This is a genomic window from Burkholderia sp. AU31624, assembly GCF_020420065.1.
Taxonomy (GTDB): Bacteria; Pseudomonadota; Gammaproteobacteria; order Burkholderiales; family Burkholderiaceae; genus Burkholderia.
Window position 1 is genome coordinate 754,945 of record NZ_JAIZRT010000004.1, and the last position, 19,747, is coordinate 774,691.

Consider the following 19,747-nt stretch of genomic DNA (forward strand, 5'->3'; position numbering starts at 1 on the left):
GTGAAACCGCTGGTGCGGAACGGCGGGAGCGACCCCGATCCCACTTATAATCGCGGGTTTTGATGACGCGCATGCCGCCCATTTTAATGCCTAGCCGCCCCGTCGCCGCCAACCTGCAGCCCCCGGGCGCCCTGCCGGCCGCCTCGCGCGCACGCCGCTGCCGCGCATGCTGAAGCGCTTCGGCAACCCGGACGTCGCGAAGGCCGTCGCGAATCTCGTCTGGCTGGGGCTCGAACGGCTCACGCAGATCGGTGTCGCGATCGCGATCAGCGGTCTGCTGGCCCGTTATTTCGGGCCAGATGTGTTCGGCAAATGGCAGTATGCGAATACGCTCCTCCTGGTACTGGCGCCGCTCACCTGGGTGTGCGGCGCGGAAATCCTCGTCCCGACCATCGTCCAGCGCCCGCCCGCCCAGCTCGGCGCGGTGCTCGGCAGCGCATTCGCGCTGCGCATCGCCGTCTCCGTCGCCGCGCTCGTCGCGACCTGGATCGCGATCGCCGCGGGCGCCTTCGATCCGCTGGTCGGCGCGATGCTCGCGGGCCTCGCGGTCACGATGGTGTTCCGCGAGCCGTTCGTCGGCGTCATCAACGCGTGGCTGCAGAGCATGACCTACAGCAAGCCGCAGCTCGTCACCAGCATGGTCACCGCGCTGGTGAAGGCGCTGCTCGTCTGGCTGCTGGTTCGTGCGGCCGCGGGCCCCGCCCGCTTCGCGTGGCTGTGGGCGCTCGAAGCCGCCGCCATCGGCTTCGCGCTGCTGCTGTACTACCGGCATCGTAACGGCGGCGCGCTCGGCTGGACGTTCGACAAACCGCTGTTCAGGCACTTTGCGACGGCCGGCACCGTGTTCTGGCTCGGCCTCATCTGCATGTACCTGTTCCTGAAGCTCGACCGCCTGATGCTCGAGCGTCACGTGTCGTTCGCCGATCTCGGCCGCTACTCGGCCGCGCAGCAGCTCAACGAGAACTGGATCACGCTCGCGCTGATGCTCGCGCAGACGATCGCGCCCGCCTTCGTCTACCGCGTGCAGGACGTCGTGCGGCTGCGCCGCAACATCGTCCGGCTGATCGCGATGACGGCCGGCCTGATGACGGCCGGCGCGCTCGTGCTCGACGCCGCCGCCCCGCTGATCGTCGGCAAGGTGTTCGGCCACGGCTACGAGGCCTCGGTCGACATCTTCCGCTGGGCGGTCTGGCTGTCGGTGCCCGCCGGCATCGAGGCGATAGGCAATCTTATCGTTCTCAAATATCAAGCAAAATTCGTGTTGCTGTCGAAATGGCTGCTCGCGCTCGCGATCGCGGCGCTCGTCAACCTGTTCGCGATCCCGCGGCTCGGCCTGTACGGCGCGCTCGTCGGGCTGGCGGCCGGCTACCTGGCCGCCGCCGCCGTCAATTTTTATTACATCCGTTTCAAGCTCCGACCATGACGTCCCCTGATTGCCCGACCCCGCTCGACGACGTGGCCGTGCTGATGCCGGCCTACAACGGGCACGACGACGTCGTTCGGACCCTCGCGTCGTTTCGCGAGGACACGCCCGTGCACGTGCTGATCGTCGATGACGGCAGCACGCCGCCGATCGTCGCGCCCGACCTGCCCGGCCTCACGATCGACGTGCTGCGCATGCCGCAGAACGGCGGCATCGAGCGTGCGCTCGCGGCCGGCATCGACGCGCTCGCCGCGCGCGGCTTCCGCTATGCGGCGCGCATCGACGCGGGCGATCTGGCCGCGCCGCAGCGCCTCGCGAAGGAGCGCGCGTATCTCGGCGCCCACCCGCGCGTGGCCTGCGTCGGCATGTGGACGCAAGTCGTGTCCCGCGCCGGCGAGCCGCGCTTCATGCTGACCCCGCCCGCCGATCCGCGCACGCTGCGCCGCACGCGCTTCCTGCGCTCGCCGCTCGTGCATCCGTCGGTGATGCTGCGCATCGACGCCGTGCGTGAAGTGGGGAACTATCGGGCGAAATACCGTGCGGCCGAGGATCTCGATCTTTTTTTACGGTTAATGCAACGCTACGATTGCGCGAACCTGCCGGAACTCGGTCTCTATTACGAACTGAACGAGGGCGGGATCAGTGCGACCAAGCGCCGGCGCCAGCTGGTGTCGACGCTCACGCTGCTGTTGAGCCACTTCAACGCGCTGAACCCGTACGACTGGGCCGGCCTCGCCAAGAACCTGCTGCATTTCGTGACGCCGTACCGAACGTTGCAGCGGATCAAGCAGACGCTGTTCGCCGGGCGGCCGTCCGCCTGACGCACATCCGGCCCTTTCGGCAATTTCGACGCTTTATTTATTCTTTTTTTCATGTCCGCCACCTCCCCGCTGCGCATCGCGCTCGTCTGCAACACGGCCTGGGCGATCTACACGTATCGCCACGGGCTGATCCGTGCGCTCGTCGCGCGCGGCGCCGAGGTCATCGTCATTGCGCCGCACGACCGCACGGTGCCCTTGCTCGAGCAGATGGGCTGCCGCTACGTGGCGCTCGCGGTTGCCTCGAAAGGCACGAGCCCGCGCGAGGATCTCGGCACGCTCGCGGCACTCGTGCGTCACTACCGTGCGCTGAAGCCCGATCTCGTGTTCCATTACACGATCAAGCCGAACATCTACGGCTCGGTCGCCGCGTGGCTCGCACGCGTGCCGTCGATCGCGGTGACGACCGGGCTCGGCTACGTCTTCATCCAGAAGAGCCGCGCGGCAAGCGTCGCGAAGCGCCTGTACCGGTTCGCGTTCCGCTTCCCGCGTGAAGTGTGGTTCCTGAACCGCGACGATCTCGCGACCTTCACCGACGAACAGTTGCTCGCGCATCCCGATCGCGCGCGGCTGCTGCACGGCGAAGGCGTCGATCTCGAACAGTTCGCGCCGGTGCCGCTACCGGCCGGCGACGCACCCGTCTTCATCCTGATCGGCCGGCTGTTGTGGGACAAGGGCGTGCGCGAATACGTGGAAGCCGCGCGCATCGTGCGCGCGCGCTTCCCGAATGCGCGCTTCCAGTTGCTCGGGCCGCTCGGCGTCGACAATCCAAGCGCGATCGGCCACGCGGATGTCGATGCGTGGGCCGCCGAAGGCGTGATCGAATATCTCGGCGAAGCGCACGACGTGCGCCCGCACATCGCGGCGGCCGACTGCGTCGTGCTGCCGTCGTACCGCGAAGGCGTGCCGCGCACGCTGATGGAAGCGTCGGCGATGGGCCGCCCGATCGTCGCGACCGACGTGCCGGGCTGCCGCGACGTCGTCGCCGAAGGCGAAACGGGGTTCCTGTGCCGCGTGCGCGACAGCGCGAGCCTCGCGGAGCAGTTGCTCCGCATGATCGAACTCGGAACGGCCGGACGCGACGCGATGGGCGCACGCGGCCGGCAAAAGGTCACGGCGGAATTCGACGAACAGCAGGTCGTCGAACGCTACCGGCGTACTATCCATTCGTTAACCGGTATCACCCTCTGAAGGAGCGCATCAGCAATGACCGCTAAAGGCACCATCCTCGTCACGGGCGGAGCGGGCTATATCGGCTCGCACACGACCGTCGAGTTGCTCGACAACGGCTACGACGTCGTGATCGTCGACAACCTCGTCAACAGCAACGCCGAATCCGTGCGGCGCATCACGCAGATCACGGGCAAGACGCCCGCGTTCCATCAGGTCGACGTGTGCGACGAAGCCGCGCTTGCAAAGGTGTTCGACGCGCACCCGATCACCGGCACGATCCATTTCGCGGCACTCAAGGCCGTCGGCGAATCGGTGGAGAAGCCGCTCGAGTACTACCAGAACAACATCGGCGGCCTGCTTGCCGTGCTCAAGGTGATGCGCGAGCGCAACGTCAGGCAGTTCGTGTTCAGCTCGTCCGCGACCGTATACGGCGTGCCAGAGCGCTCGCCGATCGACGAATCGTTCCCGCTGTCCGCGACGAACCCGTATGGCCAGTCGAAGCTGATCGCCGAGCAGATCCTGCGCGATCTCGAAGTCTCGGACCCGTCGTGGCGCATCGCCACGCTGCGCTACTTCAACCCGGTCGGCGCGCATTCGAGCGGGCTGATCGGCGAGGACCCGGCCGGCATCCCGAACAACCTGATGCCGTATGTCGCGCAGGTCGCGGTCGGCAAGCTGGAAAAGCTGCGCGTGTTCGGCTCCGACTACCCGACACCGGACGGCACGGGCGTGCGCGACTACATCCACGTCGTCGATCTCGCGAAGGGGCACATCGCCGCGCTCGACGCGCTCGCGAAGCGCGACGCGAGCTTCGTCGTGAACCTCGGCACGGGCCAGGGCTACAGCGTGCTGGAAGTCGTGCGTGCGTTCGAGAAGGCGTCGGGCCGCCCGGTGCCGTACGAGCTCGTCGCGCGCCGCCCGGGCGACATCGGCGAGTGCTACGCGAACCCGCAGGCCGCGGCCGACATCATCGGCTGGCGCGCGACGCTCGGCATCGAAGAAATGTGTGCCGATCACTGGCGATGGCAGGAGGGGAACCCGCGCGGTTTTGTATAATCCGCTGTCCATTTTTCGAGCGATCCCATGCTCAGCTTCGCGTCCGGCTTCATCGTCTCCCTGCTCGTCACGCTGTTCATCGTGCGCTATGCGCACCTTCACGAGAAATTCTCGATCGACAGCGACCTGGCCGGCGTGCAGAAATTCCACGTGCGGCCCGTGCCGCGGGTCGGGGGCATCGGGATCCTCGCGGGCGTCGTCGTTGCCGCGCTGGTGCTGTCCCGGCGCTATCCGACGATCTCCGGCAGCATTCTCGGGATCGCTGCCTGCGGGCTGCCGGCCTTCCTGTCCGGCCTCGTCGAGGACCTGACCAAGCGCGTGTCACCGCGCGCGCGGCTGCTCTGCACGATGGGCGCGGCCGCGCTGGCATTCTGGCTGCTGGGCATCGCGGTCAAGCGCATCAGCGTGCCGCCGCTCGATTTCCTGCTCGGCTACGTGGCCATCTCGGCGTTCATCACGGTGCTCGCGGTCGCGGCGCTTGCGAACGCGATCAACATCATCGACGGCTTCAACGGGCTCGCGTCGATGGTCAGCTTCATGATGTTCGCGTCGCTCGCGTATGTCGCGTTCCATGTGAACGACCCGGTCGTGATGTCCGCGTCGATCATCATGATGGGCGCCGTGCTCGGCTTCTTCCTGTGGAATTTCCCGGCCGGGCTGATCTTCCTCGGCGACGGCGGCGCGTATTTCATCGGCTTCATGCTCGCGGAGCTCGCGATCATGCTCGTGATGCGCAACCGCGAGGTGTCCGCGTGGTACCCGGTGCTGCTGTTCATGTACCCGATCTTCGAGACCTGCTTCTCGATCTACCGGAAGAAGTTCATTCGCGGGATGTCGCCCGGCATCCCGGACGGCGTGCACCTGCACATGCTCGTGTACAAGCGGCTGATGCGCTGGGCCGTCGGCACGAAGCACGCGCACGACCTGACGCGCCGCAATTCGCTGACGTCGCCGTACCTGTGGCTGCTGTGCCTCGTCGCGGTGATACCCGCGACGCTGTTCTGGCGGCACACGGTGCACCTGTTCGTGTTCGTCGTGCTGTTCGCGCTGACTTATGTGTGGCTGTATCTCAGCATCGTGCGGTTCCGCGTGCCGCGGTGGATGGTGGTGCGCAAACACCGGCCCAGTCGCTGAGCCGTTCTCGGCCCGGCATGAAAAAAGCGCCCTGCGGGGCGCTTTTCTTTTTGGCCGGCCGGCTGGTCGCTGCGTGGCGCAACCACACGGTTCTCAGCGTTCAGCGGTTCGACGCGACCCGTACGCTCTTCAGCGCCGGAACGGCAGCCGTTTGATACTCGGGCACCCAGCGGCGCAAGTCGCGCCGCACTTCGTCGTCGGGCAGGACACGATGCTGCATCAGCCACGGCAGCAGTTCGTCGAGGAAATTGTCCGGCACTTCCCGCGCCCGCGCGATCCGCAGCTTCGGATGCGGCGTGCGCGTCGTCGCCTCGTCGTCCGCCAGCAACTCCTCGTAGAGCTTCTCGCCGGGCCGCAGCCCGGTGAACTCGATCCGGATCTGCTCTTCCGAGAAACCGTACAGGCGGATCAGGTCGCACGCCAGATCGACGATCTTCACCGGCTCGCCCATGTCGAGAATGAAGATCTCGCCGCCATGCCCCATGCTCGACGCCTGTAGCACCAGTTGCGACGCTTCCGGGATCGTCATGAAGAAACGCGTGATCTCGGGGTGCGTGACCGTGACCGGGCCGCCCTTCGCGATCTGCTGCTGGAACTTCGGGATCACGCTGCCCGCGCTGCCGAGCACGTTGCCGAATCGCACGGTCTCGAACTGCGTACGCCCGCTCGTCTGCTGCAGCGCCTGACAGGCCATTTCGGCGAGACGCTTGCTCGCGCCCATCACGTTGGTCGGATTGACGGCCTTGTCGGTCGAGATCAGAACGAAGTGACGCACATCGTGGCGAATCGCCGCGCGGGCCACGCGATAGGTGCCGAGCACATTGTTGCGCAGCGCCTGCCACGCGTTGTGTTCCTCCATCAGCGGCACGTGCTTGTAGGCGGCCGCATGGAACACGATGTGCGGCGCATGACGCGACATCACCTGGTCGAGCAGCAGCGAATCCTTTGCATCTCCGATGATCGGCACGACCGGTAGGTCCGGGAAGCGCTCGTGCAACTCCTCGGTCAGCCGGTACATCGCATACTCGGACAGGTCGAACGCAACGAGTTGCGCGGGCGCGAAGCGCAGGATCTGCCGGCAAAGCTCAGAGCCGATCGAGCCGCCCGCGCCGGTCACCATCACGACGCGGCCGCGCAGCAGCGCCTCGACGTGCGGCGTGTCGATCGTCACGGCATCCCGGCCGAGCAGATCCTCGAGATCGATGTTCCGCACCTGCGACAGGAAGCCCTGCCCCGGCATCAGCGCGGTCAGCGACGGCAGCACCATCGCCTTCACGCCGGCCCGCACGCACAGCGTCGCGACGCGACGCTGCGTCTCGACCGACGCCGATGGAATCGCGATGATCGCGTATTCGACCTTCATTGCATCGGTCCAGTGCTTGAGGTCGTTGAACGAGCCCAGTACCTTGTAGCCGTAGACCTCGCGCCCCTGCTTGGTCACATCGTCATCGAGCAGACCGACGAGGCGCCATTCGCCCGAGCGGGACAGTTCGCGCGCGAGGCTTGCACCGGCCGTGCCGGCGCCGAGCACCAGCACCGGTTTGCCCTTCCCGACGAGCCCGCCGTACAGGTAATACTCCTTCGTCGCGCGATACAGCGCGCGCGCGCCGCCCATCGCGAGGAACAGCATCAGGGGCGACACGAGCAGCACCGAGCGCGGAATGATCGGCACCGGCTGGAACATCACGGCGCCGATCATCACGATCACGCCACCGCCGCCGACTGCCTTCGCGATACGCATCAGGTCTGGCAGGCTAGCGAACACCCACAGCCCGCGATACAGGCCGAACACGTGGAACATTAGCGCGTACACGGGCAGCACCCACGTCAGCGCCATCAGCGCGCCGCTCAGGAAATCGGTCGGGACACTACCGTTGAAGCGGACGAGATAGGCGAACAACCACGCTGCAAGCACCGCCAGCAGGTCGAACAGGAAAGCACTCAATGACAGCCAAGATGCTTTGGATCGCAACATCGGCGGGAGACCTCAAGATTTGTTTTCGGTGGCCATGCCGACACGGCGCCAGCGGGCGTCGATCACACAACCGATGCACGCAAGAACGCCATACCAGGCGACAAACAACCCCCACTGCTGCAGTATGGGACGGCCCAATGCCCACAAGGCTACAATTATGCCCACGAGCATCACGAGGTACCAGTAGATGGCAGTGCGCCGATGGCCTGTGCCGGAGCGCACCATGCGCTGATAATAATGCTCCCGGTGCGCCTGCCAGAACTTTTCCCCGCGTAACAAACGTCTCGCAAGTGTTACAGATGCATCCGCAATAAAGGGCGAGAACACCATCGCCGGAAACCAGATCGGCCAAACCCCGCCTCGCCAGCCCCAGTAGCCGAGCGCGCCCGCCATGAACCCGAGCGGAATCGAGCCCGCGTCGCCGAGAAACAGCTTCGCTGGATGAAAATTCAGCAGCAGAAAGCCGAACGCGGCACCTGCGATCGCCGCGCCGCCCGCCACGAGATCCGGCTCCGGCTGCCCGCCCGCCAGTGCGGCGGCCGCATACGCGCCGAAGCCGAACAGCGCCATGCCGCCGGCAAGGCCGTCCGCGCCGTCCATGAAGTTGTACAGGTTGGTCAGCCAAACCATTCCGAAACCGATGCCGACGAGAAGCCACCACGGCGCGGCGGCCGGATAGACGGCGATCAGCGCGACGACCGCGGCAAGGTGTGCCGCGAACCGGATCCGCGCCGGCAGCCCGCGCCGATCGTCGAACTGCGACAGCGCGGCGAGGCCCGCAGCGGCAACAGCGACCAGCCACATCGACGGCGCGAGCCACAGCATCGCGATCACGGATACCGGCACGATGCCCCAGCCGCCGACACGCGGCGTCGGCAGTGTGTGCAGCGAACGGTCGTTCGGAATATCGGTCGCGAGGCGCCAGGCCAGCCCCGTCGCGAGCAGCGTCCGCAGGATAAGGATCGAGGCGAAGGCAGCGGCTATGGCTACGCCGGCCACCGTGAGCCACGTGGTAATCGCGGGATGCATATTGTCTATTTCTGTTTGTCGCGCGAACGATACCACGCGGCGGTCGCCTCGAGGCCCTGTCTCGTCGTATAGGGTGGTCGCCAGTCGAGCATGCGCTTCATGCGGCCGGCGTCGAGCTGCAGGCTGCCCGTCAGGCGGTCGACGGCGGCACTGCGGCCTGTCAGCCTGCCGAGCGCGCGCAGCATCGCGGCCGGTACCGGGAACAGCCGTGCCGGCCTGCCAAGCGCGTCGCCGACCAGCCTCAGCAACCCGGCCACCGACGGCGCGTCGTCGTCGGCGACATGAAAGCACTCGCCCGCTGCCCGTGGATCGGTTGCGCACCGCAGCAGCGCGTCAGCGAGATTGTCGACATAGACGAGGCTGCGGCGCGCCTCGATCGCGCCGAGCGGCAGCGGCAATCCTCGCGCGACGGCGTCCATCATTCGCAGGAAGTTGGCCCGCACGCCGGGGCCGTATACCAGCGGCGGACGGAGGGTGACCACATCGATGCCCACCTGCCGCCCGAATTGCGCAAGTGCCTGCTCCGCACGCAGTTTCGAACGCCCGTATGGATCCTGCGGCGCGGGTGCAACGTCCTCCGCGAGCGGCACGCCGCGGTCGCCCTCACCGATCGCCTTGATACTGCTGGCAAACACGAAGCGCCGCGCGCCGTGCGCGTGCGCCGCTTCGGCAACGCGCAGCGTCCCTGCAACGTTGGTCGCCTCGAACGCGGTGTCCGGATCGGGCGACTCGTCGCGCATCACGTGGACTCGCGCGGCCAGATGGATCACGCAATCGGCCTCCAGATCATCGGGCCACGCGTGTGCGAGCCCGGCGAAATCCGGCGCGTCATGCATCCACTCGCGAACGCCGTCGACGCATCCGCCGGGACGGCGTACCACCGCCGTGACCGTATGTCCTGCCGCGAGCGCCAGTCGGCAGACCGCGCGGCCGACGAAGCCGTTTGCGCCTGTCACGACGATGCGGGTCACCACAGCCTCCAGCCGAAGCGGTTATAGAACTTGAATGCCGACGCCGCGAACATGCGGATGTGCGCGGCACCCTTGCGGGATGCGCCGCCGCCGTGATGAATCACGCGCGCCAGCGGCAGGTAGACCGTGCGTGCGCACTCGCCGGTCCGCAAGCTGAGGTCGTAGTCCTCGAAGTAGAGGAAATAGCGTGGATCGAAGCCCCGCAGACGCGCGAGCAGGTCGGTGCGGAACAGCATGAAACAGCCGCTGACGATAGGCGGATCCCACACGACGTCGGTTTCGTTGATACGGTCGCGCATCTCGTAACTTGCCAGCCGGCGCTCGAACGGCGGCCGCAAGGCCGCGGGCAGGAATCCTCTGACCAGAAGATCCACCAGCGCCGGATAGCGGCGGCACAGATACTGGATCCGGCCCGATTCGTCACCGATGCGAGGCGACAGCAAACCTGCTTCAGGATGTGCGTCGAGAAAGTCGAGCGCGCGCAGGAGCGCGTCCGGTTCGAGGTCGATATCGGGATTCAGGATCAGGTGATAGCGGCTGCGTGCCGCTTCGATCGCAAGGTTGTGGCCGCGTCCGTAGCCGACGTTGCCGTGACCGGACAGCACGCTGCAAGAGATGCCAGCCTGCTCGAATGCGGCAAGGTCGGCTGCCAAATCAGGCAAGCCGCCGTTGTCGACAAGGCAAACGCTGATGACACCGCCGCCGCGCACGGCCCGGAGACGCGCGCACGCCGCACGGAGGCTGGAGAACGTACGAGCGAGAAGTGCCTCGTCCGGATGGTACGTCACGATGGAAATCGACAGTATTTCGTCGACGGGGTGCGGTGAGCGAGTGGATGCTTGCGGATGAGAAGTCACGAGCTGACTATTGTTTACATTTGGCGCGTTAGGCGCATTACTAGTGTGCGCAGGCAGGCCAGCCCGTGCAACCGAGCTTGCCATTTGTAGCAATTATGACGTGGCGGCGCATGCCACGGGCGCCATGAATGGAAAAAGGGGCACAAGGTAGGGACTCATGTGCATGGTGCGGGCAGCCATCGCGTGCGCTGCTCGCCGCCCCAGCGGGCGCCGAAGCGCCAAATGCTTCTGTATATAATGCGTGACCTCGATACGCATCCGGCCAGCTGCACCCTATGTTTGATATTTCGGTGATTCTCAACGCCCACAATGAGGGCGGCATCATCAACCGGACGTTGCGGTCCCTGACTGAAGCGGCAGACTTCGCAAGAGCCCGCGGTATCACCCTGGAAATTGTCGTCGTCCTCGACAACCCGAACGAAGCAACCCGTTCCGTCATCGCGTCGGCGGACTTCTCCAGTTTTGATGGAGTCCAGACGATCGAGGTATCGAACCGGTCTCTGGGCTTGAGCCGAAACTCCGGTTGCGCAATTGCACGAGGCGAATATTTCGCCACGGCCGATGCCGACGATCTCGTGTCGTTCAATTTCTTCGTCGAAGCGCTGGCAGCTGCGCAGCAGTACGGCAATGATGCACTGCTGTTCCCGCAGTATCTGATCGCATTCGGTTCGATGTATTTCATTACCGAGTACGGCGAAGCGGACCTGATGCCGTTCCTGCTTGCGGATATCCATCCGTACGTGTCGCGCGTATTCTTCCATCGCTCGACATTCGATCGTCTCAAGTACGTTCACTGCGACACGCAACGCGGCCACGCATTCGAAGACTGGCACTTCAATTCGTGTGCGATTGCGCTCGGGATGAAGGCGCACTACATCCCCGATACGGTTCTTTACTATCGCCAGCGCCAGCAAAGCATCATGGCGGCCGCGCGCAACCAAAGCGTCGAGCTCGAAACGCCGGACACCAACCTGTTCGCCCCGGACGTCTACCTGCGCGTATTCGCCGACGATTATCGCGCGTATCGCGCCGGCGAACGTGCGCTGCCGCCGTGGTACGACGTCAAGCAGAAGTTCCTCGGCAGCCGGATGCTGTCGGATATGACCGAAGCCGCCAACCGGATCGATCCTGCCGTCGATACACTATCGCTGCGGCACGGCAGCCAGACGAGCGCGATGTGGTCGACGCCCGAGCCCTCCGCTGTCTACTACGAAATGTGCGAAGCCATTCGCGACGCCGGACCGATCACGGACGTGTTCCTGATTCCGTTCCTGCCCGCCGGCGGCGCGGAGCGCTATGTTCTCGACGTAATGAACGGCCTGCTGGCAAGCGGTGCGTCAAAACGCATCCTCGTGCTATCCGGCGAACCAATGGAAAAGCATGCGTGGCTGTCGCGGCTGCCCGACGCTGCGATCTTCGTCGACGTCGCGCTGCTCGGCAAGGATCTCGACGATCGTCAACGCGACCGCATCACCGCACGCCTGATTCGCGCAGCGGCGCCCGACGCCCGGCTGCACATTCGCGCATGCGTGTTTTCGCATCGCATGCTGAGCCGCCATTTCGCGCAATTCAGCGGACGTGATGTCACGTACTACCGTTTCTGCGACACGCGCGTCTACGAAGACGACGTCTCGATCATTTCGGGCGGCGCGGTCGAGTTTCTGACGAACAACATCCAGCACATCACACGGATCGTCACCGACAACGAACAGACGGTCGTCGACGACAAGTTCATCTTCGGTGCCAGCGCATCCCGTTGGATCAATCTTCCCGCGCTGCTGCACGGCATCAAGGAGCCGACGATTCATGCGACGCCGCGACGACGCCTGCTGTGGGCGTCGCGGCTGGACGGCCAGAAGCGGCCGCAACTGGCCGTCGCGCTGTCGAAGCACTTCGCGCAGAGCGACACCGGCATCACGCTCGACCTGTATGGCGGCATCACGCCAGGATTCGAAATCGACCTGTCCGGTGCAAATTACAAAGGGCCGTTTTCAGCATTCGCGGATCTTCCGCTGCACGAGTACGACGCCCTCGTCTATACGTCGTGGTTCGACGGATTGCCGAACGTGATTCTCGAAGCCATGGGCTCGGGACTCCCGGTCATCGCACCGAACATCGGCGGCATCGGCGAAGCCGTGCTCGACGGTCAGACCGGCATGCTCATCGAGGCATCCAACGACATCGACGAAGCCGTCGACGCGTATCGAGAGGCCATCGAGCGCTTGTACGCACAACCCGATCTGCTCGGAGCGCTGTCGAACCGCGCTTCCGACTACGTTCACGACAAGCACGGCGACGCACAGTACGTCGCGAACATTCAGCGGATATTCGGTATGAATGCCCCCCATCAAGAATCCCATCAGCCTGCCCAGGTGCCCGCCAATCAAGCCGCTTCGTCCGCGGAAAACCAGGAAGAACTGCGTCGACTGAGACGAGAACTCGCAGACGCGCGCGCAAAGCTGCTCGTTCATGCGCGCGAAGCCGATATCCTCAGGAACGAGTCGGTCGAACTGCGGCAGTACGCGAACCAGTGGGTCGCGTTTCAGCGCGCACGGATTTTCATCATCTATCGCGCGTATCTGCGCCTTCACCGGATTCCAGTACTCGGACCGCTGCTGCGGGCGATCATGCGGCCGTTCACAGGCAAGTGATCGCCGGTCCGTCCCGCCGCCATACCGAGCAAACCGGACGCGCGCACCCCGCATAATGAGGTTGCCCGCCAGGTATCGCTACCGTTAGACTGCCCCCCATTCAGACCGGAGTGAATGATGGAGCGAATCGCTATTTACGGGTGCGGCGGGTTCGGGCGCGAGATCCTGCCGCTGGCACGACAACATCAAGCCCGGACCGGCACCGGTTCGGCATCCGGAATCGTCTTCGTCTCCGACACGCCGTCGGAAATCGGCACCGTCCAGAATGGCGTCGAAGTCATTTCCTTCGATACGCTCATCACGCACGCACACCGCGACCGCGCGGTCGTCGTGTCGCTCGGCTCGTCCGCGGCCCGCCGCACGCTGGTCCAGCGCTGCGAACGCGAAGGCCTCGCGTTCGGCTCGCTGACTGCCGGTTCGCATGTGTCGCTCGACAACGTCGAGGTCGGCGAGGGCGCGGTGTTCTGCGATTTCTCGATGTGTACATCGGATATCAGGATCGGCCGCCATTTCCAGTGCAACATCTACAGTTACGTCGCTCACGACTGCGTGATCGGTGATTTTGTGACGTTCGCTCCGCGCGTCGCCTGCAACGGCCGGATCGTGATCGAAGACGATGCCTATATCGGCACAGGCGCGGTGCTGAAGCAGGGCACGCCCGACAAACCCCTGACGATCGGCAAGGGCGCGGTGATCGGTATGGGGGCCGTCGTGACCAAGGACGTACCACCGGGCGTGACCGTAGTCGGCAACCCAGCCGCACCGATGGTGAAACGACCGGCCTGAGCCGGACGGAGCGGTACGCCGCGGCGTACCGCTCCGGTCAGTCGGGCCGTTCCTGTCCGCGAGCGACCATTACGCCGGGCTGCACATATCCGAGCAAGCCTGCGTAGGTTTCGGCACTCGTCCACGTGATGCGGTCGAAGTACGAGTTGAATTCCCGCAGGAAATTGAGCACGGGGGGCGGCGCGTCCGCCGCGACGAACATCTCGCATCGCCGCCCCTGCCGCCACGCTTCCTTCAGTTGAGCTATCGACGGCATCGATCTCGCATCGCTCGAAAACTGCATGGCCGGCCCGGTTCGATCGCGCCCGCCACAGAGCCATCTGGTGGCGAACTGCCGGCGCACGATATTGGTCTTCCTGAACTGGCCGACGCTGTCCGACGATGTGACGGATCGCGTATGGATCCGATGCCGATAGAGCGGCTCATGCAGGTAATGGAAGCTGCCGAATTCCGCGATCTTCAGCGCCAGTTCCCAATCCTGGATCCCGGAATACGCGTCGATCGAACCACCTGACTGCAAATATGCATCGCGTCGAATGACCTTCAGATGCGACGCGACCATGCCGTCGAGCAGATCTTCCTTGATGCCCTCGTCGTTCCTGAACGCAATAGCCGGATACCCGCCGTAGTCGGCCCGCCGGATTTCGTTGCCACTTTCGTCGATGTCGAATCGGTCCGTGAACACGTAATCGTACGGCTGCCCCTGCGTCACGACCTGCGCGACACGGGACAGCGCGCCGGGCGCCAAAGCGTCGTCACAATCGACAAACGCAATGTATTGTCCGGCCGCCTGCGCGACAGCCTCATTCTGCGTGCGCGAAATGCCCTTATTCTCGCTGTTGAGGACAATCCGCACGTTCGGGTGACTTCCCTGCAGCGCACGCAACAGCGCCGTCGTACGCGCATCGGGAGAACAATCGTCGACGCAAATGATCTCGAATGCGACGTCCTGCTGCTCGATAACGGACAGCAGGCAACCATCGATATAGTCGAAATGGTTGTATGCGGGGATCACGACACTGATGAGCGGCGTCTCCGACACGGGCATCTTCGCAATGGCCGCCTGCAGGCGCGCGAGCTTCTGCGCGTGCAGATCGACGGGAACGACCGGCGACGCGGCAGCGCCCGATCCGGCTGCACGCGGGTGGCCGCGCAACTGCGCGATTTCCTCTGCGTACGCAGGGTGCTTCCGATAGAAATTCTCGAACCAGTCGACCGCAGACTCGAAAAACGCCGGTTCGCGTGCGGATACCATCGCGTCGATCTTGGCAGCCGCGTGCAGCCAGCTCTTGCCCATCTTCACATAGGACCGTCGCATGCTTTGCGCGTGCTGCCGGTAGATCGCGTTGTGCGCGTTGATATAGGCCATCCGTGCGCCGCGCGCACTCAGGCCGCACCAGAACAGCCAGTCTTCCTTGGCGCGCGCGGATGTATCGAACGGCGCATCCAACAGCACGGCGCGGCGGAACAGTGCACAATGAATCGGGATCGCGAAGCCGCGCTCCCATTTGTACAGAAAATCGGACAGCACGAGCGCCGAATGTGCGATTGCCTCGTCATGTTTCGAAAAGACCGAGCGGGAATCGTCACACAACAGAAAGTTGGACACCGATACGTCGAGCGCATTCGCCACCTGGAAATGCGCAACCTGCAAGTCTAGCTTCGGCGGAACGATGAGGTCGTCCGCGTCCAGCAATTGCACGAATTCGCCGTTCGCAGCGGCAATACCCGTGTTGCGCGCACCCGAAAGCCCTGCGTTCTGCTGCGAAATCACACGTACTGCGGGCGACAGCGCTTCCGCCGCGCGCAAGTGAATATCGGTCCGGGATGCCGTGCTGCCGTCGTCGACGACGATGATCTCCAACGGCCCGCGGTATGCGTCGAGCACCGACGAGATCGACTCATTCAGATACTGCGCCTGATTGAAACAGGGGATTACCACCGATACGAGCGGCAACGACAAATCACGCGAGTCGTCCGTGCCCGATTCCTTCCGGTCAGGTCCCATAACCTTCCAACTCCTTGACATGCTCGACGAACCGCTGCCACGTGTGTCGCCCGTCGATCAGCTCGACGAGCGCGCGTGCGCGCGCTTCGACTTCCTGCGAATTCGAAATGACTGATTCCATCGCCGCGCGATAATCGGCGACATCCGGCTTCTCCGTCAGCAGATATCCGGTCGAATCCGATATCAGCTCGCCCACGCCGCCAACCGACGGCGCGATGATCGGTACGCCCAACGTCCCGATTTCAAGCAGGATGTTCGGCATGCCCTCCCATTTCGACGTGAAGATGAAGCCGGTGTACGCGCGATCACGCATCAGCTCCTCCGGGGACGTGAACGGCCCCATCAGATGCAGGTTCGCGAGATCGGGAAGCTGCTCGCTGACATTCACGACGGCCTGGCCGTAGACGTAGAAATCGATGTGCTGGCACGCCTGCACAAGTGCCAGCAGTAGGTCGACGCGCTTCTCCTTGTCGAGTCGCCCGGCCCACAGAAACGCCGGGCGACGCCCCGCCAGATCCTGCCCGCGGCTCGCGATGCGCGCGAGCGCCCGGGCCTTCCACCCGGCGGTCGCCATGCGGCTGGGGTTGTACACGGCGCGCAGCTTGTCGCCCTGCTGCCCGAGGCTGTACTCGGCGCGTGCATCGGTCACGAAACGCTGGTTGTCGGACAGCAGCGCAGTCAGCGCCGGCAACCCCGGTTGCAGGAAATAGGCCGCATAGCCGATCTTGCTCTTTCCGTCCTCGGCGAACTGGAACGCGAAAATGCTGGCGAACAGGCGCGTGATTTCCTTGAGCTGCCGCCCTTGCGCGATGACCGCGTTCCACGCGACCTCGCTGTTGATGTTGTGGAATACGGCGGGCCGGATCGCCAGCAGCATGTCGTACAGCAGCGCCTGCTTCAGCGCGTACGAATCGTCGCGCGTGAAATCGCGCAAGACGACCACATGCACACCGTCGATCCGCGTAACACGCTCGTCGACCAGATCGCGATCGGCAACGACGAGCAGAACCTGACGGTCGGGATGGATCTCGCGGAGCGCTTTCGAGAAATTGAGCGCGACATTCTCCGCGCCTCCCGTTCCAAGGAACGGCACGGCAATGACATGGCTGACATTTTTCACGCCACGCTGCGCGAGGTCGAGCATCAGGTGTTGCAGGCGCGACTCACGCGCGTGGTCGAGCAACACCTCACGCGTGACGGCAGACCGCAGCGCCTGACGAATCGACTTGCCGTGGCGCAACGACGTGATGACCGGCGAAATGGCCTTGCGGACGCGCCACTTCGCCTCCTGGCTCAACGGCAGGCGATGATAGACGCGTTGTGCAAAGTACAGAAGATGCTGGTATCGCGGCATGGTTAGATATCTTGAATCATTCGCGGGGGCACGGGCTATCGGCTCAGGCGCCGGTACAGATTATCCGCCTTGCCCCAGATGGTGCCCCTGACACGATCGAGTTCCGTCTGCGCGTCAGCCAGGCTGGCAGTGAGCCGCCCTTCCCGGTCGGCTGCGGCACGCAGCTCCGCTTTCGCGTGCTCGAGTTCCGTGGCGACACGTTCGTGCTCGGCACGCACCTGATCCAGTTCGGCGAGCGCACGGTCGCGCTCGCCTCGAATCAGCAGTTGAAACGTCGCGGCGCCTGCGGCCGCCTGCGCGTTCGCCGCCGGTGCCGGCGCCGAACCATCGTACTCGCCCTCCGGCTTCGACAAGCGCTCGCGAACGGCGGCAAAAGCCTGCGGTGACCACCCGGACGCGAGTCTCGTGACGAACGCGGTCAGTTCGCCATTGAAGAACAGATGCGGCGGAATCCTGAACGTGTCCTCGTGACGGTCGTACACGCGCAGCATCTCGATCAGCTCCAGGAACCGCCGCCAGTCGCCGTCAATCTCGAAGAAGCGCCCGACGAACGACTCCATGCTCTTGCGGAGCAGGTCGAAGCGCTCGATCCGCTCAAGGTACGGATGCACGACGCCGCCGGAGATATCCGCATACTCCCACATCAGCGCATCGCGATTGCGATGCGTCACGTTGCCGCCGTGCGCACGGTAAAGGAGGAGCGCGTCCTTCATCACATGAAACCGGGCGCCGCCGGCGAGCGAACGCAGCCAGAAATCCCAGTCCGGCGAGTAGGTCAGGTCCTCCCGGAAAAAGCCGATCCGGTCATGCGTGGACTTCCTGACCAGCACGGTCGAATGGCACAGATGGTTCTCCCACACCCAGCTGTCGGGCGCGTTCAGGTCGAGATCCTGATTGAACCACGGCGCATAGAAGCATTTGTCGGGGTCGACCGGCTGGCTCGATGCATCGATCTCCGCCATGAAGCTGCCGCAGATATCGACATCCGGATGGGCGTCCATGAACGCAACCTGCGCCGCAAGCTTCTCTGGCACGAACACGTCGTCGGAATCCAGGCTCGCGATGAATTCACCGGACGCGAGACGCAGCGCCGTGTTGTACGCCGCGCACGCGCCCTGGTTGCGCTCCTGGCGCACCGCGCGAATCCGCGGATCATCGAACTGCTGGATGACCTCCCATGAATCGTCTGTCGAACAGTCGTCGACAATGATCAGCTCCCACGACGCGTACGTCTGGGACAGCACCGACCGGATCGTCTCCCCGATGAATCTGCCGTAGTTGTAAGACGTCGTGAGAACGCTGACACGCGGCCGCGAATCCCCGATCGAATAATTATTGTTTGCCATTGCAGATGTATTGAATGATGTCGACGATGCGATTCGCCCCGTCTTCCCCAAGCTCGCCGTACAGCGGCAACGCGAGTACTTCGCGCGACACGCGCGTCGCAACCGGCAAGCGCCCGGGATCGGCGCTCGGCAGCGCACGATAGCAATTGTGCTCACTACAAAGCGGGTAGAAATAGCGCCGCGAAAATACGTTGAACTGCTTCAGCGTGTCGTACAACCGGTCGCGCGACACGCCGCATGCCTGTGCGTTCACGCGCACGATGAAATACTGCATGCTGTGGCCAACGTTCGGAGGCAGCCGGAAGCATGTGATGCCGGGAATCTCGTCCAGGCGACTCAGGTAAACCTGTGCAACGCGCTGCCGCGCGGCATGCTCCGCGTCGTAATGGGCAAGATTGACGAGACCCAGGGCCGCCTGTACTTCGTTCATCTTGCCATTAGTACCCGGCATGATGACTTCGGTCTCGTTCAAGATTCCGAAATTCTTCAGCAGATCGACGCGCCGCTTCATCGCCTCGTCAGCCATTGCCAGCCCGCCGCCCTCGGCTGAGTGAAACAGCTTCGTCGCGTGGAAGCTGTACATCGTCGCATCGCCGAACTCGGCGACCGGCTTGCCGTCGATTTCCGTGCCGAACGCGTGCGCGCCGTCGTAGAGCACCTTGACGCCATACTGCTCACGAATGCGCTCGAACGCCTTCACGTCGCACGGCATCCCATACACGTGCACGCCGAGCACGCCCGTCGTGCGTGGCGTGATCAGCGCTTCGGCCACGGCCGGATCAATGGTCAGCGTTTCCTCGTCGATGTCGCAAAACACCGGCGTCACGTTGTTCCAGTGCAGCACATGCGGCGTCGCGGGAAACGTGAACGGCGTCGTAATGACTTCACCGGCGAGCCGCAGTGCCTGGCAGGCGACGAGCAACGCGCTCGTCCCGTTGTTGAAAAGCGAGAAGTGCCGTGCACCGAGCCGCTTCGCGAGCGCCGCCTCCAGCTCAACGTGCTTCGCACCGCCGTTCGTCAGCCAGGCGCTGTCCCAGATGTCTTCCAACTGCGACATGAACTCGCCAAGCGGCGGCAACATCGGTTTCGTCACATAGATCGGACTGGCGAAACCATCCGGCTTTTGTCTCATAGGGCGCTCCTGATTGATTCCTCGTGCGGATCCG

Annotated in this window: 16 protein-coding genes; 8 read left to right on the plus strand and 8 right to left on the minus strand. The window is 64.2% G+C overall.

From position 1 onward, the window contains the following. Positions 1-166: 166 nt before the first annotated feature. From LGM89_RS18685 to LGM89_RS18705, 5 genes are read left to right on the plus strand one after another with little or no spacing between them, the layout of a single operon-like run. Positions 167-1,423: a lipopolysaccharide biosynthesis protein gene (locus LGM89_RS18685; RefSeq protein ID WP_089494234.1), complete on the plus strand. Its 1,257-nt coding sequence runs from the start codon at positions 167-169 to the stop codon at positions 1,421-1,423. Further along, on the plus strand, positions 1,420-2,244 hold the full coding sequence (locus LGM89_RS18690; protein WP_089494233.1) for a glycosyltransferase: 825 nt from the start codon (positions 1,420-1,422) through the stop codon (positions 2,242-2,244). Before LGM89_RS18685 ends, LGM89_RS18690 begins: the two co-directional genes overlap by 4 nt. 51 nt (positions 2,245-2,295) lie before the next feature. Then, positions 2,296-3,432 carry a glycosyltransferase family 4 protein gene (locus tag LGM89_RS18695; protein ID WP_226273605.1) on the plus strand — a complete coding sequence of 379 codons (1,137 nt, stop codon included), beginning with the start codon at positions 2,296-2,298 and terminating at the stop codon, positions 3,430-3,432. A gap of 15 nt (positions 3,433-3,447) precedes the next feature. Beyond that, positions 3,448-4,470 (plus strand): UDP-glucose 4-epimerase GalE, encoded by a 1,023-nt coding sequence (galE, locus tag LGM89_RS18700; RefSeq protein WP_089494231.1) that lies wholly within the window; start codon positions 3,448-3,450, stop codon positions 4,468-4,470. Positions 4,471-4,497: 27 nt separating this feature from the next. Further along, complete coding sequence (locus tag LGM89_RS18705) at positions 4,498-5,604, plus strand: MraY family glycosyltransferase (RefSeq protein ID WP_089494230.1); 1,107 nt, start codon at positions 4,498-4,500, stop codon at positions 5,602-5,604. Between the two features lie 100 nt (positions 5,605-5,704). On the opposite strand, the gene LGM89_RS18710 is transcribed toward LGM89_RS18705, so the two are convergent. The 4 genes from LGM89_RS18710 to LGM89_RS18725 are packed head-to-tail and all read right to left on the minus strand — an operon-like array spanning position 5,705 to position 10,436. Then, complete coding sequence (locus LGM89_RS18710; protein WP_226273606.1) at positions 5,705-7,579, minus strand: polysaccharide biosynthesis protein; 1,875 nt, start codon at positions 7,577-7,579, stop codon at positions 5,705-5,707. Positions 7,580-7,591: 12 nt separating this feature from the next. Continuing rightward, the gene (locus LGM89_RS18715) at positions 7,592-8,608 is read right to left on the minus strand and encodes an MraY family glycosyltransferase (protein ID WP_226273651.1); all 1,017 of its coding nucleotides are present in this window, start codon (positions 8,606-8,608) and stop codon (positions 7,592-7,594) included. A 5-nt stretch (positions 8,609-8,613) separates the two neighbouring features. Continuing rightward, positions 8,614-9,579: a UDP-glucose 4-epimerase family protein gene (locus LGM89_RS18720; protein ID WP_226273607.1), complete on the minus strand. Its 966-nt coding sequence runs from the start codon at positions 9,577-9,579 to the stop codon at positions 8,614-8,616. Beyond that, positions 9,576-10,436 (minus strand): glycosyltransferase family 2 protein, encoded by an 861-nt coding sequence (locus LGM89_RS18725; RefSeq protein WP_226273608.1) that lies wholly within the window; start codon positions 10,434-10,436, stop codon positions 9,576-9,578. The genes LGM89_RS18720 and LGM89_RS18725 overlap by 4 nt, the downstream gene beginning before the upstream one ends. Before the next feature lie 275 nt (positions 10,437-10,711). Between LGM89_RS18725 and LGM89_RS18730 the strand changes: the two genes are divergently transcribed. Both LGM89_RS18730 and LGM89_RS18735 read left to right on the plus strand, forming a co-directional pair. Further along, complete coding sequence (locus LGM89_RS18730) at positions 10,712-13,087, plus strand: glycosyltransferase (RefSeq protein WP_226273609.1); 2,376 nt, start codon at positions 10,712-10,714, stop codon at positions 13,085-13,087. 117 nt (positions 13,088-13,204) lie between these two features. Further along, the gene (locus LGM89_RS18735) at positions 13,205-13,873 is read left to right on the plus strand and encodes an acetyltransferase (protein WP_226273610.1); all 669 of its coding nucleotides are present in this window, start codon (positions 13,205-13,207) and stop codon (positions 13,871-13,873) included. 37 nt (positions 13,874-13,910) lie between these two features. Here LGM89_RS18735 and LGM89_RS18740 read toward each other — a convergent pair whose 3' ends face one another. Beyond that, positions 13,911-15,836 carry a glycosyltransferase family 2 protein gene (locus LGM89_RS18740; RefSeq protein ID WP_226273611.1) on the minus strand — a complete coding sequence of 642 codons (1,926 nt, stop codon included), beginning with the start codon at positions 15,834-15,836 and terminating at the stop codon, positions 13,911-13,913. Positions 15,837-15,870: 34 nt separating this feature from the next. Beyond that, the gene (locus LGM89_RS37325) at positions 15,871-16,830 is read right to left on the minus strand and encodes a glycosyltransferase family 4 protein (RefSeq protein WP_226273612.1); all 960 of its coding nucleotides are present in this window, start codon (positions 16,828-16,830) and stop codon (positions 15,871-15,873) included. On the opposite strand from LGM89_RS37325, the gene LGM89_RS18750 reads away from it, so the two are divergent. Beyond that, positions 16,825-17,241 carry a hypothetical protein gene (locus LGM89_RS18750; protein ID WP_226273613.1) on the plus strand — a complete coding sequence of 139 codons (417 nt, stop codon included), beginning with the start codon at positions 16,825-16,827 and terminating at the stop codon, positions 17,239-17,241. The two genes, LGM89_RS37325 and LGM89_RS18750, sit on opposite strands and share 6 nt — an antisense overlap. 29 nt (positions 17,242-17,270) lie before the next feature. Here LGM89_RS18750 and LGM89_RS18755 read toward each other — a convergent pair whose 3' ends face one another. Together LGM89_RS18755 and LGM89_RS18760 are read right to left on the minus strand one after the other, a co-directional pair. Further along, positions 17,271-18,581: a glycosyltransferase gene (locus tag LGM89_RS18755; protein WP_124576640.1), complete on the minus strand. Its 1,311-nt coding sequence runs from the start codon at positions 18,579-18,581 to the stop codon at positions 17,271-17,273. Next, the gene (locus LGM89_RS18760) at positions 18,568-19,713 is read right to left on the minus strand and encodes a DegT/DnrJ/EryC1/StrS family aminotransferase (RefSeq protein WP_206138164.1); all 1,146 of its coding nucleotides are present in this window, start codon (positions 19,711-19,713) and stop codon (positions 18,568-18,570) included. Before LGM89_RS18760 ends, LGM89_RS18755 begins: the two co-directional genes overlap by 14 nt. Positions 19,714-19,747 lie beyond the last annotated feature (34 nt).